Origin of the sequence: Roseburia sp. AF20-18LB, from assembly GCF_003461185.1 — a bacterium.
GTDB classification, from domain to species: Bacteria; Bacillota; Clostridia; order Lachnospirales; family Lachnospiraceae; genus Roseburia_C; species Roseburia_C amylophila.
In genome coordinates this window covers 886,938-904,922 of sequence record NZ_QTWP01000001.1, presented here as the reverse complement: position 1 = coordinate 904,922, position 17,985 = coordinate 886,938, and the positions used below count along the sequence as shown (strand labels likewise).

Annotated in this window: 16 protein-coding genes; 15 read left to right on the top strand and 1 reads right to left on the bottom strand. The window is 41.3% G+C overall.

The window, feature by feature from the left end; genetic code table 11:
* The first annotated feature begins 152 nt into the window (after positions 1–152).
* From DWX65_RS04335 to DWX65_RS04265, 15 genes are all read left to right on the top strand, one after another.
* Entirely contained in the window at positions 153–1,349 is a 1,197-nt protein-coding gene (locus DWX65_RS04335; protein WP_117696568.1) for a cation:proton antiporter, read from the top strand.
* A gap of 425 nt (positions 1,350–1,774) precedes the next feature.
* Positions 1,775–3,100, top strand: coding sequence for an MATE family efflux transporter (locus tag DWX65_RS04330; RefSeq protein ID WP_118172870.1), 1,326 nt, complete (start codon positions 1,775–1,777; stop codon positions 3,098–3,100).
* A 39-nt stretch (positions 3,101–3,139) separates the two neighbouring features.
* Positions 3,140–4,300 (top strand): ATP-binding protein, encoded by a 1,161-nt coding sequence (locus DWX65_RS04325; RefSeq protein ID WP_118172869.1) that lies wholly within the window; start codon positions 3,140–3,142, stop codon positions 4,298–4,300.
* A gap of 86 nt (positions 4,301–4,386) precedes the next feature.
* On the top strand, positions 4,387–4,866 hold the full coding sequence (gene ybaK, locus DWX65_RS04320; protein ID WP_022242976.1) for a Cys-tRNA(Pro) deacylase: 480 nt from the start codon (positions 4,387–4,389) through the stop codon (positions 4,864–4,866).
* Between the two features lie 47 nt (positions 4,867–4,913).
* Positions 4,914–5,510 (top strand): HdeD family acid-resistance protein, encoded by a 597-nt coding sequence (locus tag DWX65_RS04315; protein WP_118172868.1) that lies wholly within the window; start codon positions 4,914–4,916, stop codon positions 5,508–5,510.
* 31 nt (positions 5,511–5,541) lie between these two features.
* Positions 5,542–5,772: a hypothetical protein gene (locus DWX65_RS04310; RefSeq protein WP_022242978.1), complete on the top strand. Its 231-nt coding sequence runs from the start codon at positions 5,542–5,544 to the stop codon at positions 5,770–5,772.
* 74 nt (positions 5,773–5,846) lie between these two features.
* Complete coding sequence (locus DWX65_RS04305; protein ID WP_117841640.1) at positions 5,847–6,899, top strand: HD-GYP domain-containing protein; 1,053 nt, start codon at positions 5,847–5,849, stop codon at positions 6,897–6,899.
* 32 nt (positions 6,900–6,931) lie between these two features.
* Positions 6,932–7,498, top strand: a complete 567-nt coding sequence (locus tag DWX65_RS04300; RefSeq protein ID WP_022242980.1) for a TetR/AcrR family transcriptional regulator C-terminal domain-containing protein — start codon at positions 6,932–6,934, stop codon at positions 7,496–7,498.
* A 155-nt stretch (positions 7,499–7,653) separates the two neighbouring features.
* Complete coding sequence (locus tag DWX65_RS04295; protein ID WP_117696583.1) at positions 7,654–9,738, top strand: efflux RND transporter permease subunit; 2,085 nt, start codon at positions 7,654–7,656, stop codon at positions 9,736–9,738.
* A gap of 21 nt (positions 9,739–9,759) precedes the next feature.
* Positions 9,760–11,970, top strand: a complete 2,211-nt coding sequence (locus DWX65_RS04290) for a hypothetical protein (protein ID WP_118057085.1) — start codon at positions 9,760–9,762, stop codon at positions 11,968–11,970.
* Positions 11,971–12,003: 33 nt separating this feature from the next.
* Positions 12,004–12,579, top strand: a complete 576-nt coding sequence (locus tag DWX65_RS04285; RefSeq protein ID WP_117947120.1) for a manganese efflux pump MntP — start codon at positions 12,004–12,006, stop codon at positions 12,577–12,579.
* A 131-nt stretch (positions 12,580–12,710) separates the two neighbouring features.
* Positions 12,711–14,198, top strand: a complete 1,488-nt coding sequence (locus tag DWX65_RS04280) for an ASKHA domain-containing protein (protein ID WP_118172867.1) — start codon at positions 12,711–12,713, stop codon at positions 14,196–14,198.
* Positions 14,199–14,218: 20 nt separating this feature from the next.
* Positions 14,219–15,913, top strand: coding sequence for a B12-binding domain-containing radical SAM protein (locus DWX65_RS04275; RefSeq protein WP_118172866.1), 1,695 nt, complete (start codon positions 14,219–14,221; stop codon positions 15,911–15,913).
* Positions 15,910–16,542 carry an endonuclease III gene (nth, locus tag DWX65_RS04270; RefSeq protein WP_117696597.1) on the top strand — a complete coding sequence of 211 codons (633 nt, stop codon included), beginning with the start codon at positions 15,910–15,912 and terminating at the stop codon, positions 16,540–16,542. Before DWX65_RS04275 ends, nth begins: the two co-directional genes overlap by 4 nt.
* Positions 16,539–17,258 (top strand): 3'-5' exonuclease, encoded by a 720-nt coding sequence (locus DWX65_RS04265; protein ID WP_118172865.1) that lies wholly within the window; start codon positions 16,539–16,541, stop codon positions 17,256–17,258. The genes nth and DWX65_RS04265 overlap by 4 nt, the downstream gene beginning before the upstream one ends.
* Here the strand turns inward: DWX65_RS04265 and DWX65_RS04260 are convergent.
* Positions 17,255–17,848 (bottom strand): hypothetical protein, encoded by a 594-nt coding sequence (locus DWX65_RS04260; RefSeq protein ID WP_117841646.1) that lies wholly within the window; start codon positions 17,846–17,848, stop codon positions 17,255–17,257. The two genes, DWX65_RS04265 and DWX65_RS04260, sit on opposite strands and share 4 nt — an antisense overlap.
* Positions 17,849–17,985: the final 137 nt, after the last annotated feature.

The following is a 17,985-nucleotide window of genomic DNA, read 5'->3' as shown; positions in this document are numbered from 1 at the left end:
AAAGTAACAAAAAAATCTGGAAAATATATAAATATTAAGTAACAAAAAAAGAAAAAATATATTGCTATTACCAACAAAAAGAGTTAACATAGTTCCGGGTTTAGGAGAATGTAAAAAGAAAAAACAAGAGAAGAAAGGAAAGAGGTCATATTATGGAATCTTATGAATTTCTGCTTTTTTTAGCAATTATTTTAATTTCAACAAAAGTATTAGGACTTTTCTCACGAAAAGTGCATATGCCGGCAGTAGTAGGAGCACTGGCAGCCGGTATTATTTTAGGACCATCTGTATTAAAACTTATCACACTGGATGGAACCAACGGAGTATACCTTGAAATTACAGCTGAAATCGGAGTTATTTTCCTGATGTTCTCCGCAGGACTGGAGACTGATCTGAAAGAAATCAAGGCAAATGCATTGGCATCCTTTATCGTTGCTTTAATCGGAGTTATTGTTCCTCTGATTGGTGGATTTTTAGGGTATGCATTGTATTTCCATACAGATTTTGCAGATTATCAGGAGGTATTGAAATCTGTCTTTATCGGAGTTGTGCTGACAGCAACATCTGTGAGTATTACAGTAGAAACATTGCGTGAACTGGGACGTTTAAAGGGAAGAGTCGGAACAACCATTCTTGGCGCAGCTGTTATTGACGATATTCTTGGAATTATTGTACTTACCATTGTAACAAGCTTAAAGGATACCAGCGTAAATCCGGTTACTGTTATGGTTAAGATAGTCCTTTACTTTATTGTAATCGGAATTTTATTCTTCCTGGTATCAAAATGCAAACCATTAATTGAAAGCGAAGGTCAGAAAAGACGTGTTACTGTATTTGCACTGGCATTCTGCTTCCTGTTATCCTATGTATCGGAAAAATTCTTCGGCATTGCAGATATTACAGGGGCATATTTTGCAGGACTGATGCTTTGCAGCATGAAGAATGGTGAATATGTAAAAGACAGAATCAACTTCCCGTCTTACTTATTCTTCTCACCGGTATTCTTCGCAAGTATCGGTATTAAGACATCCTTAGACGGAATGACAGGTTCTATGATAGGATTTACCATTATCCTTTTAGTTATTGCTTTACTGACCAAGGTGGTTGGATGCGGACTGGGCGCAAAGTTCTGCCGCTATACAAATAAAGAAGCATTACAGATTGGTGTCGGAATGATTTCCCGTGGTGAGGTTGCGTTAATTGTTGCCCAGAAGGGATATCAGTGCGGCATGTTAGATGATAGATTCTTCGCACCAATCGTACTGGTAGTAATCGTGACAACATTGATTACCCCGATTCTGCTGAAGCTGGTAATGAATGATAAACAGTCTGAACAGCCGGTAGCATAAAAGTCAGATAGCGCAGTAAAATAAAATCCTGCAGACCAAAAATAAATGTAAGTTTGTTACATTTGCGTCCGCAGGATTTTCTTGTAATTGCGCATAGCTATTGATTTTATTATTATTTGCAGCTTGCTATTTAGATAAACGTTTGTGTAGTCTGCCAAAGCAGGGATGCTTATCGGGGCTGTTAGTAGTATCTGGAATTTGTTCTTTATCTGGCAACGCTGGTACAGGGATGTACCAGCGAGGTGCATAGGAACAGGGATGTGACTTTGCACCGGTTGCCGGAACAGAGACAACGAAAAAACAAATTCCAGATACTACTTACACCCTGATACCGCATCCCGTCTTGGCAGACTACACAGACGCCATTCAAAAAGATAAATTATAAAATGTAAAGAACTATCGAAAGAAAAGAAAGAGGACAAAACGTGGAACAAAAGAAAACTCTTGGACAATTGTTTGTACCAATCTGCCTGGAAACATTATGTTATATGCTTTCCGGCATGGTGGATACACTGATGCTTTCATCTGTGGGAGATGCAGCAGTCGGTGCTGTTGGAACAGCCAATACCTATATAGGTATTTTTATCATTATGTTTTCTGTTATTTCAGCCGGAATGATTGCGGTTATGACGCAGTATATCGGTGCCGGAAGAGAGGGGATTGCATATCAGGCAAGACAGCTTGGCATGTTATTTAACGCCATTGTAGGAGCAATTCTTGCGGTATTTTTGTTCTTCCAGTCAGGAATGATATTATCAGCGGTTGGTGTGGCAGATTCTCTGATGGAGTATGCAAAAACATATCTTAGGATTGTGGGAGGCGGATGCATTTTAAACGCACTGATTCCGATTTTCTCCAGCTACTTAAGAGCGTTTGGATATACCAGACAGCCTCTTGTGGCAACGGTATCTGCCAACATTTTAAATCTTATCTTAAATGCAGTATTCCTTTTTGGGTTCCACTATGGAGTAGCAGGAGTTGCTGCAGCAACAGTAATTTCAAGGGTATTGAATCTTGGCCTGGTAATCTGCTTCGGACATTATTATATTCATGCGAAGGAGAAGAAGGAGAGGCTTAAGAACCGTGTGGTATTCGGACAGATTGTCAAGGTCGGACTGCCTTCTGCCTTGGAAACAGCACTATATAATGTGGCAATGACTTTGATTATCCGTTTCTTAAATCAGATGGATGCCAATGGAATGAACGTAACAGCCCGTTCCTATGCCATGCAGATTACAAATTTTTCTTACTGCGTAGGTGCAGCGTTAGCCCAGGCAAATGCAATTATGGTCGGCTGGCGGATAGGTGCACAGGATTATGAAGCCTGTGATAAAGGAACCAGAAAAGCAGCAGTTGTAGGCGTAATTGTTGCGACGATACTGGAGAGCATTTTTGCTTTATCGTCCCATTGGCTGATACGGATGTTTACGGATGATCCACAGATGGTATCTCTGGTTGGAAAGCTTCTGACAATTGATATTGTCCTTGAAATTGGACGGGTGACTAATCTGGTATACGGAAATGCTTTAAAGACCAGCGGTGATGCGGTATTTACTACAGTGATTGCTGCGATATTCATGTACCTGTGTGCGGTGGGGGGAACTTATTTCTTCGGAATTCATCTAGGATTGCTGGTTTGTGGAGCATATATCGGTATGGCAATGGATGAATGTGTCCGGGCAGTGGGAATGATTTTACGGTGGCGGAGCGGAAAATGGAAACAGAAGGTATTGATAAAAGAAAACGCCTAGTATAAAATAAGAGAAAAATTGAAAGTAAGGAGCGGAAGCATGGCAGATACTGAGATTAATCTGGCACAATTAAAAGAATATAAGACTGGGGAATACCAGTTAATCGATATCAGAAATGAGGATGCCTTCCGCTATGGAAGTATCAGGGGAGCAGTCAATCTGCCGGAGCAGGAGATTCTTTTGAGAAAAGAGGAACTATCGGCAGACAAGCGTCTGATACTATTTTGTGCCAAAGGAATCAACAGTATCGGAGTAGCGGAAAGACTAAGGGAAGAAGGTTTTGATGCAGTCAGCTTAGAGGGCGGCTATGGCGCATATCTGCTGGACAGTTTCCAGAAGAAAACATCAGAGAAAGAGGAACGCTGTCAGGAAATTGAGAAGAGCATCCGCAAGAAATTTCATAAAGCAATCTTTAGTAAATTCGCAAAAGCAATCAATGAATACGAACTGTTGCAGCCGGGAGACAAAGTGGCAGTATGTATTTCCGGTGGTAAAGACTCCATGCTGATGGCAAAGCTCTTTCAGGAATTGCAGCGGCATAATAAATTCCAATTTGAACTGGTATTCTTAGTGATGGATCCGGGATACAGTGAGATGAACCGTAAAGTGATTGAACGGAATGCAGAGCTGATGCAGATTCCGATTACGGTATTTGAAACACAGATTTTTGATGCGGTATATGAGATTGAAAATTCTCCGTGCTATCTGTGTGCGAGAATGCGCCGCGGTTATTTATATAGTAAGGCAAAGGAATTAGGCTGTAATAAGATTGCACTGGGACATCATTATGATGATGTCATTGAGACTATTTTAATGGGAATGCTCTATGGTGCACAGGTACAGACCATGATGCCGAAGCTTCACAGCACGAATTTTGAAGGAATGGAACTGATTCGTCCAATGTATTTGATCAGGGAGGATGACATTAAGCACTGGAGAGATTATAACGATTTGCATTTTATCCAGTGTGCCTGCCATTTTACCGATACCTGTACCACCTGTGACCCGGATGGACGTACCGTATCAAAACGGATGGAAATCAAACAGCTGATTGCCAGATTAAAAGAAGTGAATCCATATGTGGAAAATAATATCTTCCGCAGTGTGGAAAATGTAAATTTAAGTACCATTATCGCTTATAAGAAAGATGGGGTAAAACATTCTTTTTTAGAAACCTATGTGAATGGAGCGGATGAGTAACATGCAAAAAGTTTCCGATACGGAAGCTGTAGTTGTTAAAACAGAGACTTTCAAAAAGGTAAAGAACCCAAAAGGAGCATAAAACCATGGGGAAAGAAGTAAAGACTAATGCCATGCGGATTTTAGACCGGCATAAAGTGGCATATGAAATCTTAAATTATGAATGTGATGAATTTATTGACGGACTGCATACGGCAGAGCTTACCGGAGCACCGGTGGAGCAGACTTATAAGACACTGGTCATGCAGGGAAAAAGCAAGGCATATTATGTCTTTGTGGTACAGATTGCAGAAGAGGTGGATTTAAAGGCGGCAGCAAGGGCGGCCGGTGAGAAATCCGTAGAAATGATTCATGTAAAAGATATTACAAAGATTACCGGTTATGTAAGAGGCGGCTGCAGCCCCCTTGGAATGAAGAAACAGTTCCCGACCATTTTGGATAAAAGCATGGAACAGTTTGATAAAATCTATATCAGTGGCGGAAGAATCGGCACATCCATGGCATTATCTCCGGCAGACTTAGCAGCAGTAACCGGAGCAGCCTATGCAGATATTACTGCAAAATAAATGAAAGAAATGAAATAAAAAAAGTAAGTGGAAGGAGCGTATTTATTATGAGGGAAACATTAAAGAGAATCAAAGCAGATGTTATATTATCCGCCATTCTTTGTGTGGCACTGGGAGTTATTCTTATGATATGGCCTGCACAGGTAACAAAGGTACTTTGCTATATTTTAGCAGCTATTTTATGCGTGATGGGAATCGGACATATTATTTCTTATATGAGAAATAAACTCGAAAGCAGGCTGGGACTGGCAACCGGAATTGCACTGGTTATTTTGGGGGTATGGATTCTGGTACAGCCATTGAACTTTGCAAAGATATTCCCGGTAGTAATCGGAGTCGTATTGCTGATGCATGGTCTGGAAGACTTACGGATGACCATTGAAGCAAAGCAGAATGGTGACACAGCATGGGGAATCCTGCTTCTGATTACAATTCTTAATTTTGCATTCGGCGTATTGTTAATCTGGAAAGCCATCGAGATGGTACAGATTGCTATGGTAATTGTGGGAATTGCACTGATTTATGACGGACTGAGTGATTTGTTTGTAGTATATCGTGTGGCGGGTGCTGTCAAAGCGGCAAAACAGGCGGCAGAAGCCATTGATGTAGAAGCAGTAGAAGAAGATTCAGAAGAAAATGAATAATTTAGAAGCATAATCAGGAGGCGTATTATCAATGCGGCAGATGGAGTTTAAAATGGAGAGAACCGGGTTACTGGAAGTAGGAGACGTGTTACCGGTGACAGAGAGTAAGCTGCCGACTTCCTATTACTATACACTTGGAAATGCATTTGCAATGTCAGCAAATTATACCTTCCGGGAACGCCTGAAGTCTACCGAAGGGACGGTGGTGGATGTAAAGGAAACACCGAAGGGCTTTTTCGTGACGGTAGAATTTGATGAGTAAAAAAGTTGTAATCGCAGATAAAATGTTATAGAATAGGCGTGTGGGGTAACAAAAGACAAAGAGGAGCAATTTAGATGCGTTATCTACCAATAAAAAGGGTGGAAGCCGGAATGGCACTGGCTCAGGACATATTAGACGGTCAGGGAGTCATGCTTTTAGGCAGACATCAGATTTTGAATCAGGAACAGATAGAGAATCTGGATAAGATGGGTTATCCGGGTCTTTATATTGATGATAAGTTTTCCGAAGAAATAGAGATTGCCGAAGTAATTAAGCCGTCTATTCACTCAAAGAGCCTGGAAATAGTACATCATCTGTTTGTTGACCGCATGGAAGAGGAAGATGTCAGTGAACAGGAATGGCAGATCCGGGAAGCTGTCATGCAGGTGGTGGACAGTCTTCTGGAAAATGAAGAAGTAATGTATAACATGATGAGCCTTAAGAATTATGATGATTATACTTATTTTCATTCTGTAAATGTGGGAATTTTATCCGCAGTAATCGGAGCACATTATGGAATGGATGAGTATGAGCTCCGCATTCTTACTACCGCTGCGTTACTTCATGATATTGGAAAGAAATTCTTAGAGATAGATATATTAAATGCACGTCGTGCACTGACCGAGGAAGAAAGAAGAATCGTATTACAGCATCCGAAGTTAGGATATGAGTTCCTGAGGGATAATTTTGATTTTGCACCGGAAGTATATCTTGGCGTATTAGAACATCATGAATGCTATAATGGCGAAGGTTATCCGATGCGAAAATCCGGTGATGAAATTAGTATTTATGGAAGAATTATCAAACTGGCAGATGTGTATGATGCCATGATTTCAAAACGGCCATACCGTGATCCGATGCCGCCGGCAGATGTCATTGAATATATAATGGCAATGAACGGTTCGGAGTTTGATCCGAAGCTGGTGGAAGTATTTTTACGCTGGGTGGCTGTCTATCCGGCAGGCTGTGAAGTGGAACTTTCTGATGGCAGAATGGCAGTAGTAAAGCATAATTATCAGGGATTTGTGCTTCGCCCCATTGTAAAAGTCTGTGATACAGGAGAAATCATAGACCTTAAGAATGATAAGGAAGCAAGAAGTATCACCATAGTGCGACTGGTCGTTTAGACGGCTGTTTGATAGGAAGATGAGAGGAAGTTATGACGAATCAGGGAAGGAACGCAATCGATACACTGCTTGCGGAGAGCCTAAAAGAGCTGACAATCAAGCAACCTATAGAAAAGATTACAATCAAGGAGATAACTGATAAAGCGGGAGTTATCCGTCCGACTTTTTATAATCATTTTCAGGATAAGTATGAACTGTTAGAGTGGATTATCCGGACTGAATTATTAGAGCCGGTAAAGCCGTTGATTCAGAATGGAATGATTGATCAGGCGTTAATTATTATATTTGCTGGTATTGAAAAAGAAAAAGATTTCTATACCAAAGCAAGCCGCTTAGAGGGACAGAATTCTTTTGAAGATATTGTAAAGGAATGTATTACGGGAACATTGATAGAAGTATTGGAAGAGAAGAATCTGGATAAGAAGATTCCGTCGCCATGGCTTACAAAAGAGCGGATTGCCCGGTATCATGCCCAGTCCTTATGTTTTCTGGTAATTACCTGGATAAAAAGTGGAATGTCTATGCCTGCAAAAGAGATGTCGGATATTTATAATTATATGATTCGCAATTCTATCGCAGATATTATAGGCGATAATTAATATACAAATTGGCAGATATGTATAGCAACTGTTACAGATTCTACAATTTGTATATTGGATTGATACAGCCAAAAAAGATTGCATATGTTCGGATGCAGTCTTTTTTTTTATACTCTTACCTAGAAAAACATGAAAAAGAAAGAGATGGTAAAGAGATGATTAAATTTGGAAAGGGCGTCGTAAAGCACAGAGTCCTGATACTCATTATCAGTTTTGCTTTACTGATTCCAGCAGCATTTGGTTACTTTAACACAAGGGTTAACTATGATATCCTTTCCTATCTGCCAGATGAATTAGAGTCCATGAAAGGACAGGATATTCTGGTAGATGAGTTCGGTACAGGAGCATTTTCCCTATGTGTCATTGAAGGTATGGAAGATAAAGATATCTCCACCCTTCGGGAACAGATTGCAGATGTAGACCATGTAAAATCTGTTATCTGGTATGATTCACTGGCAGACTTATCCGTACCAATGGATGTTTTGCCGGATGAGATTTATGACATATTCAACAATGATGAATCGGACAGTACGCTGATGGCGGTTTTGTTTGATACTTCCATGTCAGCAGATGAGACAATGGATGCCATTGAAGAGATTCGTGGAATCACAACAAAACAGTGTTACTTAAGTGGTATGTCAGCAGTTGTAACAGACATTAAGGATCTGACCAACAAAGAGGTTCCGTTTTATGTATTGATTGCAGTATTGTTATCTGTTCTGGTACTTTCCCTGACAATGGATTCCGCAATCATTCCGTTGTTCTTCTTATTAAGTATCGGAATGGCAATCGTATATAATCTGGGAAGTAACGTAATAAAAGGAGAAATTTCCTATGTAACGCAGGCATTGGCGGCAGTCTTACAGCTTGGTGTTACCATGGACTACTCCATTTTCCTGTGGCACAGTTATCAGGAGAATCAGGAACGATTCCCGGGAGATAAGAATCGTGCCATGGCACATGCAATTTCAAATACCATTACTTCTGTAGTCGGAAGTTCCATTACTACAGTAGCCGGATTTATTGCATTATGCTTCATGAGCTTTACCCTGGGACTTGACCTTGGTGTGGTAATGGCTAAGGGTGTTATCTTTGGTGTAATTGCCTGCGTAACCATCCTTCCATCCCTGATTCTGGTATTTGATAAGGCAATTGAGAAAACCAAACACCGTGTTATTCTGCCGGACCTTGGAAATATTGCAAACTGGATTACCAGCCATTATTACATATTCATTATTTTATTCCTGGTAATCTTAGGGCCTGCAATCTGGGGTTATAACAATACGAACGTATATTATGATCTGGCTGGTACATTGCCGGATTCACTGGAAAGTATTGCAGCAAATAACAAGCTGGAAGAAAATTTTGATATGGGTGCTACCCACATTGTTTTAGTAGACAGCAGCTTAGAGCCAAAGACCATATCGAAGATGATTGATGAAATCGATGATGTGGATGGTGTAAAGGCAACACTTGGTCTGGATGCAATCGTCGGACCGGCAATTCCAAGAGATGTCATCCCGGATTCTATCCGTGGCGAGCTGGAAAATGAAAATTATGAACTGCTGCTGATTACTTCCGAGTATAAAGTAGCATCAGATGAAGTAAATGCACAGTGTGATGCCATCAGCGGCATTATTAAGAACTATGATGAAAATGGCATGTTAATTGGTGAAGCACCATGTACGCAGGATCTGATTACCACGACAGACCATGACTTCAAAGTCGTAAGTGCAGTATCTATCGGAGCAATTTTCGTAATCATCGCAGTTGTATTTAAATCTATATCACTGCCGATTATCCTGGTAGCTGCAATTTACTTTGCAATCTTTATCAACATGGGTATTCCGGCATACACCGGTACACAGCTTCCGTTTATCGCATCCATCGTAATCGGAACCATTCAGCTGGGTGCAACGGTTGACTATGCAATCCTGATGACCAATAAATATAAAAAAGCAAGATATAAGGGAGCCGGGAAGAAGGAAGCAATTACAAGTGCCTTGCAGAGCTCCATCCAGTCCATTATCGTATCCGCATTAAGTTTCTTCGCAGCAACCTTTGGTGTAGGACTTTATTCTGATATCGATATGATTAGTTCCTTATGTACATTGATGGCAAGAGGTGCACTGATTAGTATGTTGGTTGTAATCTTTGTACTACCTTCATTGTTTATGATATTTGATAAAGTAATCTGCGTAACCAGTGCTGGTTTCCGCAACAAGAACAAAACGGTATAGATTAAGAAGGAGGACATAACAATGAAATTTTCAGAATTAAAGAATAAATTCAAAAATAAATATGCGATTCGTGTAATCGCAGGTGTGCTGATGGTGGCAATGCTTGGAACCAGTTATGGCGTATGGCAGGTAAATGCAGCAAAGCCATCTACCGAAAGCGTATCAGAGGAGACTACTGAGAAAGAAGCTTCTACGGAGGATACAGATGCAGAAAATGCAGACGCAGAAGAAACCAAATCGGAATTAAAAGACCAGCTGGGAAATCTTCTGAATTCCGATAAGGAAACAGAAGAAACCGGAAAAGATGAAACAGTATATATGATTGCAGATGCAGATGGTACCGTAAATAAAACCATCGTAAGCGACTGGTTAAAGAATAAAGAGAATGCAGATACTTTGGAGGACGCATCTGATTTAAAGGATATCAAGAATGTAAAAGGCGATGAGACCTTCAAACAGGATGGAGATAAAGTAACCTGGGATGCACAGGGAAATGATATCTTCTATCAGGGTACTACGGATAAAGAAGCTCCGATTACCCAGAAAATTACTTACTATCTGGATGGAAAAGAAATTGCTCCAAAGGATTTAGCCGGAAAGAGCGGAAAAGTTACCATGCGTTTTGAATTTACCAATAATGAGAAGACAACAAAGACTATCGATGGCAAATCCACAGATGTCTATGTTCCGTTCTCTGTTGTAACCGGAATGGTATTAAATGATAACTTCACGAATGTAGAAGTTACCAATGGAAAAGTAATTTCTGATGGAAAAAACAATATTGTGGTAGGAATCACAATGCCAGGTTTAAAAGAAAGCCTTGGTATTGATGATGCTGACCTTGGTGATGATGTCCAGTTCCCGGATTATGTAGAAGTAACTGCAGATGTAGAAGATTTCTCACTGGACATGACAGTATCCATGGCATCCAGCAACCTTCTTTCTGAAATGAATGTAAATGGAGATATTGACTTATCTGTATTATCCGATACAATAGATGAGATGACTGATGCATCTGACCAGTTGGTAGATGGCAGCAGCGAGTTATCCGACGGACTGAAAACATTACAGAGCAGTCTTGGAGAATTTAAAGCTGGTGTTGGAACAGCACAGTCTGGTGTGAAAGATTATACTTCTGGTGCATCTGCAGTAGCAGATGGTGCAAATACCTTAAACTCCGGCATTGCAAAGCTTGCAGAAAGTGCTCCGGCACTGACAAGTGGTGTATCTGCATTAAAGACTGGTGTGCAGCAGGCAGGAGCCGGTGCAACACAGATTAATGGTGGAGTTGCCCAGCTGGTAGATGGAATCGGAACCTTGAAATCTACTGTAAATGGCAGTCTTGCAGGAATGGATGCTTATGCATCTTCAGCAGATGCACAGGCAGCATTTACTTCCGCATTGACTGATTATACCAGTGCAGCAGTAAATTATCTTGCAGTATTACAGCAGTTACAGACCCCGGGAAGTACATTAAACGGTGCCTATTCACAGGTAGTAGCAGCAACCGGTGGCGGATTACAGGCGGTTAATGCAGATGCTAATATTTATATGCTGGATGATACAACCAATGCAACACTTTTAGCAGTAACTACCCAGGCAGGCAGTGCGGTTGATTTCAATAGCTTAAGCACAGCTTATGCAGCCCAGTTACAGAATATTTCAGCAGTTGCAACCAAGCTTGGAACTACAGGTGGTGCACAGGCACTGGCTCAGGTACAGGCAGGACTTGCACAGTTTGATGATACACAGCTTGCAACCTTAAAGACTGGAGCAGCATCCTTAGATGCAGGCCTGAATGGTGACGATGGAATTGTAGCAGGTGTTAATACATTAGACAGCTCTGTAAATGGCGCACTTTCACAGGGAATTACAGATTTGACCAATGGTGCAAAACAGCTGGCAGACGGAGCAAATACCTTAGTTGCAAATAATGACAAACTGAATGCAGGAATGACTTCTTTGAAGAGTGCAACAGACCTTCTGATAAATGGTGTAGACCAGTTAGAGGATGGCTCTGAGACACTGGCAGATGGAATGGCACAGTTTGATGAGCAGGCAATTGAGAAACTTGCGGATGCTTACAACGGAGATTTGAAAGAGCTCTTGGATAAAGTAGATGCAGTGCTGGATGCCGGAAATGAATATAACACATTTACCAGAACAGCAGATGGTGTCAAAGGAAATGTAAAATTTATTTGGGAAACTGCTTCCATTAAGGCAGAGGATTAAGTATAATAATTTTAAGAGAAAGGAGGACGGAAGATGAACTGGATAGAAACATTAATAATTGTATGCGGACTTTCCATGGATGTATTTGCTTCAGTAGAATGTCAGGGAGCAATGTTAGCTAAGATTCGTACCAAACAGCTTGTGCTGGTGACATTACTGGTATCCGTATGGCAGGTAATTGTTTTATATCTTGGAAATCTTGGAGCCGACCTCCTGTGTAAATATGATATTAAAGAATCACAGGTTATATTAGGTGAAGTGATTTCAGTGGCAGTATTCCTGTGTCTGGGAATCCGGCTTTTGATTAAAGCCTGGAAGAATGACCGGATTGATGAACGCCGGGAAGAGAACCTTGGCGTACATAAATTCGTACGGATTTGTGCTGTAACATCATTTTATACATTCCTGACCGGAGCAGCATTTGGCTTTCTGGGAACAAGCCTACTGTCATTAATACTGGTTGGAATCATACTTACTGTTGTCTGTGTAGTCGGTGGTGCTTATGTTGGATATCATTTCGGCTATGAACAGAAGACAAAGGTATATCTGATTGGAGGAATTCTTCTTCTGGTTGGCGGAGTAGATGTAATAATAAGGTTTATATTATAAATATAAGGGCGTGAAAATACCGCCGGCAGCTGCGTTGGGAGCACAGCTGCCGGCGGTATTTGTATTTTCCCCTTGTTAAGTAGCAAGGGCGGGGGGTATAATAGCCACAAGGAAAGGAGGCAGTGACCACAATGCTGAAACTTCGAATTGGACAACTACATCAGGACATTATTATGCAGCCGAGAGAAAGCATCGCACAGGCACTGCTTCGGAAAGATTATAAGGTTCCTATGGCATGTGGTGGAAACGGCACCTGTGGGAAATGTAAAGTAGAGATAGACGGTGCATGGGTGAATTCCTGTAAACTCTATCCGAAACCGGAAGAAGATATTATAATTTCCGCCTTTGGCTGGGGAGAGGGAAGAGAAGAATTAACCCAGATTGCAGGAGTAGAAAAAATAAATATAACAGAAGGCAGAGCACGGGAGGCAAAAGGACAAACGAGAAAAACTTTCCTTGCAGTAGATATCGGGACTACCACCATAGCTGCAGCGCTGGTAGAGAAGGAAACAGGAGCAGTGCTTGCTACAGCAGGCTGCGGCAACAGCCAGCGTATATTTGGACAGGATGTATTAAGCAGAATTAAGGCATCTGTAGCGGGAACGGGTGAAAAATTAAAGACATTAATCCGGCAGGATATTTTAAACCTGTCAGAAGAGATACAGAAGAAACAGAAAGACATTGTAATTGAGCATATTTATATTGCAGGAAATACCACCATGGAACATCTTTATATGGGAGATTCCTGTGAGGGACTTGGTAAGGCACCATTTACTCCGGTCAGTCTTGCAGAACGAAAGGACAGCCTTTCGAACATACCGGTGACGTTACTGCCTGGAATTTCAGCATTTGTGGGCGCAGATATTGCAGCTGGCATGCTGGCGTGCGGGATGGATGAAGAAGAAAGACCTTCCCTGCTTCTGGATTTGGGAACCAATGGAGAAATGGTGCTGGCATTAGGGGATAAGATGATTGCCACTTCTGCACCGGCAGGACCGGCATTAGAAGGTGGAAATATTTCATGCGGTGTTGCCAGTGTGACTGGAGCAATCAGCAAGGTGCGTGTCATTGGAGAGCGGACAATTATTGGAACGATTGGAAACACACCAGCAACGGGAATCTGTGGAACCGGCGTGTTAGAGCTGGTAGCAGGACTTTATGAAAATCATATCATAGATGCATCCGGCCAGATGAAGGAAAAATACAGGGAAGAAGGCTTTCCTCTGGCACGGATGAAGGATGGAAAACAGATTACTTTTACCCAGCAGGATATCAGAGAGGTGCAGCTTGCTAAAGCGGCAATTCACAGCGGAATCGAATTACTGTTAGAGCATGCCGGCATTTCCATGGGAGAGATAAAAAAAGTATATTTGGCAGGAGGCTTTGGAGTATATTTGGATGTGCATATAGCAGCAGGCATTGGACTGCTTCCGGCGGAATTAGAGAAGTGTACAAAAGCAGTCGGAAATACATCTCTGCAGGGCTGTATCGCCTATGGAAGCTCGGAAGAAAACAGGAGCCGCACGGAAGAAATGATAAAAAAATGTGAATCAATCAATCTTGCAGAACAGGCGGACTTTGAGGAACGATATGTTGCCAATATGAATTTCCCAGAATAGAAATAAAAGAGGAAGAAATCATGAAGAAAATATTACTCACGGCAGTAAATGCAAAGTATATTCATTCGAATCTTGCGGTTTACAGCCTGCGGGCATATGCCAGAGAATTAAAAGAAAATATAGTACTGGCAGAATACACCATTAATAACCGGACAGAATATATTTTAAGGGAGATTTATCTGAAAAAGCCAGATGTAATCTGCTTTTCCTGCTATATCTGGAACATTTCCATTATTTTAGAAGTGGCAGAGGAATTTCATAAACTTTGTCCCAAGGTTCCAATCTGGGTAGGAGGCCCGGAGGTTTCCTATGAAGTGGAGGCGTTCTTAAAAGAGCATCCGTTTATTACCGGTGTCATAATCGGCGAAGGGGAGAAAACTTTCTCGGAGCTTTGCAGGTATTATGTGAAGGGAGAAGGCAGTTTGGAGGAGATGAAGGGCATAGCCCTTTTTGATGGAGCTGGAAATGTGCAGATTCATGAGTCGCAGGAAATTCTTGATATGAATACGATTCCCTTCTGCTATGATTTGTCGGAGAATTTTTCCCACCGGATTATCTATTATGAATCCAGCAGGGGCTGTCCGTTCCGTTGCAGCTATTGCCTGTCCTCGGTAGAGAAGATACTCCGGTTCCGGGATGTGGAAATCGTAAAAAGAGAGTTACAGTTTTTCTTAGACCAGAAGGTAAAACAGGTTAAATTTGTTGACCGTACTTTTAATTGTGACAAAAAGCATGCCATGGCAATCTGGCAGTATATTTTAGAACATGATAATGGAATCACGAATTTTCATTTTGAAATTGCAGCGGATTTGCTGACGGATGAGGAAGCAGACTTAATTGCAAAGATGCGTCCGGGCCTGATACAGTTGGAAATCGGGGTACAGTCCACCCATGATGAAACAATCCGGGAAATCCACCGCCATATGGATTTAAAAGATGTGCACCAGATGATGAAAAAAGTCCAGAAGGCAGGAAACATTCATCAGCATCTGGATTTAATCGCAGGACTGCCTTTTGAAGATTATGAAACATTTACCCATTCCTTTGATGATATTTATGAATGGAAACCGGAGCAGCTGCAGCTTGGTTTCTTAAAGGTTTTAAAAGGCTCTTATATGTATGAACATGCAAAAGAGTATGAGGCAGTATACCGGGCAAAACCACCTTATGAGGTGCTTCGGACGAAGTGGCTTTCCTATGAAGATATCTGTAACATAAAGCTGGCGGAAGAAATGCTTGAGGTATATTATAACAGCACACAGTTTCCGGTGAGCATCCGGCTGCTAGAGACGATACACGAAAGTGCTTATCATATGTTTGAAAATCTGGGACATTTCTATGAGGAACATGGCTACCTTGCCATGAGCCATACCAGAATGCGGCGAAGCGAGATTCTCTTAGAATATGTAGAAAGCCTTGGGGTGGCTGATATGGAAGTGTTCTATCAGGCGGCAACTTATGATATTTACAGCAGGGAAAATGCCAAGAGCCGTCCAAAATGGGCAAAGGATTATGCGCAGTGGAAAGATGTGACAAGGGCATATTGCCCGAAGGGAAGCCTTGCACATATCGAGTGCTTTGACTATAGCTTCGAAGAAGATGCATTTGGCAGAAAATGCGAACCATACTATCTGAAATTTGATTATGAAAACAGAAATCCTCTGACGAATCAGGCGGAAGTTACGATAATTCAGTGGGAGGGAGAGACAAAGTGACAAAAAGGACGGCAGAAATATTAAAAAGATTAGATGAAACCTATGGTACCGAATACATCTGTTATCTGAATCACGAGACACCTTGGCAGCTTCTGATAGCAGTAATCTTAAGTGCGCAGTGTACCGATGCCAGGGTAAATATTGTGACAGAAACATTGTTTAAAAAATATGACACCTTAGAGAAATTTGCCAATGCAGATCTGGCGGAATTAGAGGAGGACATCCGTTCCACCGGATTTTATCACAATAAGGCGAAGAATATCATATCCTGTGCGAGGACGCTGGTTCAGGAATATCATGGAGAAGTTCCGTCTACATTGGAAGAACTTACTTCCCTTGCAGGAGTTGGACGAAAGACTGCAAATGTCATCCGGGGAAATATTTACCATGACCCAAGTATCGTAGTAGATACCCATGTAAAACGTATTTCCAAACGCCTTGGATTTACAAAAGAGGATGATCCGGTAAAAGTAGAATATGATCTGATGAAAGTATTACCGAAGGATCACTGGATTTTATATAACATCCAGATTATAACATTCGGAAGAAATATCTGTTTTGCAAGAGGACCAAAGTGCAGCGAATGTTTCTTACAGGATTTGTGTAAAGCAGAGGATAAGCGGAAATGATACCACAGGATTATACAGTAATTGACCTTGAAATGACGGGGCTTCATCCGAAAAATGATGCCATCCTTGAGGTGGGAGCAGCAAAAATAAGAAATGGCGAAGTGACGGATACCATGGACATTTTGGTGAATCCCGGCAGGAAAATTACGCAGGAAATAACAGAACTTACCGGAATTACCGATGAGATGGTAAAGGAAGGCTTAAGTCCGGCAGCAGCATTTCATAAGACAGCAGAATTTATCGGAGATGATATTCTGGTGGGACACAATATCATATTTGACTACAGCTTCTTAAAGCAGCAGGCAGTCAATGAGAAAGTGCCGTTTGAAAAAAAAGCAGTAGATACGTTGAAAGCAGCACGCAAATGTATGCTGCGTCCGGAAAAAAAGTCTTTGGAATGTCTCTGCGATTACCTTGATATTGAGCGGGAGCGGGAGCACCGGGCAATCTATGATGCACTGGCAACCCATGAACTTTATCAGTATTTACAAAAGACATATGGAGAAACAAATCCGGAAGTATTTGAACCGAAAGATTTGATTTATAAAACAAAACGCCAGACTCCTGCAACGAAAATTCAAAAAATTCACTTGAAGGAACTGGCGGATTATCATAAAATAGAACTTGACATTGTCTGGGAACAACTGACCAGAAGCGAAGCATCGCGTCTTATGGATAAGTTGATTTCACAGTATGGAAGATGCACGAAAGATTAGGAAAGTTTTTCTTTGATACGTTTTCTGGAGCCTTCCGGCAGTGTGGCAAGCTTCTGATATACTTCGGTCAGTGAACTGCAGTCGTTTGTTTCTTTTAAAAGAGGAACTAACAACGTATAATTATCTGTAATATCGCTTCCGCAGCGGATGCCAAAGAGCAGAATATCGATGGCGGCTTTTGCTTCAGACTGGTCGCAGAGCAGTTTGCCAAGTTTTGCAATGGTACAGATTAAAGTATTATAATTTTCATCAAACTCGGTCAGAGCTGCAAGGCTGGCAGCACCGTAAGCTAATTTTAAATCGGTATTGGTTTTGCCATTCAGATTAACGATTTTTTTAGCAGACAGCTGACGAAGTGTTTCATAAAGGGTGAGGACATCTTCAGATGCCTGTGCCGGGGGAGTCAGCAGTTCTTCCGGAATAGTAATATAAGGAAGGTTATCAAGACTGCGGCGGCGGGTGGCGTTGGCTTTATTTTCACGGGCCCAGAACTGCTCGGTAATTTCCTGTTCCTGTTTGGTAATCTGACGCTTTCTGGAGTTTAGAAAAACAACAAAAATGATAAAGCATATGAGTATGATAGGAAACATAGTTTGCTCCTTTCGAAAGTATAGTAGTATAAAAATAAATATGAGGTGAATGAAATGATTAATTTTAAAAATTCAAAAGGGAAAAAATATTTCGCAGGATTTATCGCAATTATTCTCGTTGCAGCAATGGTATTATC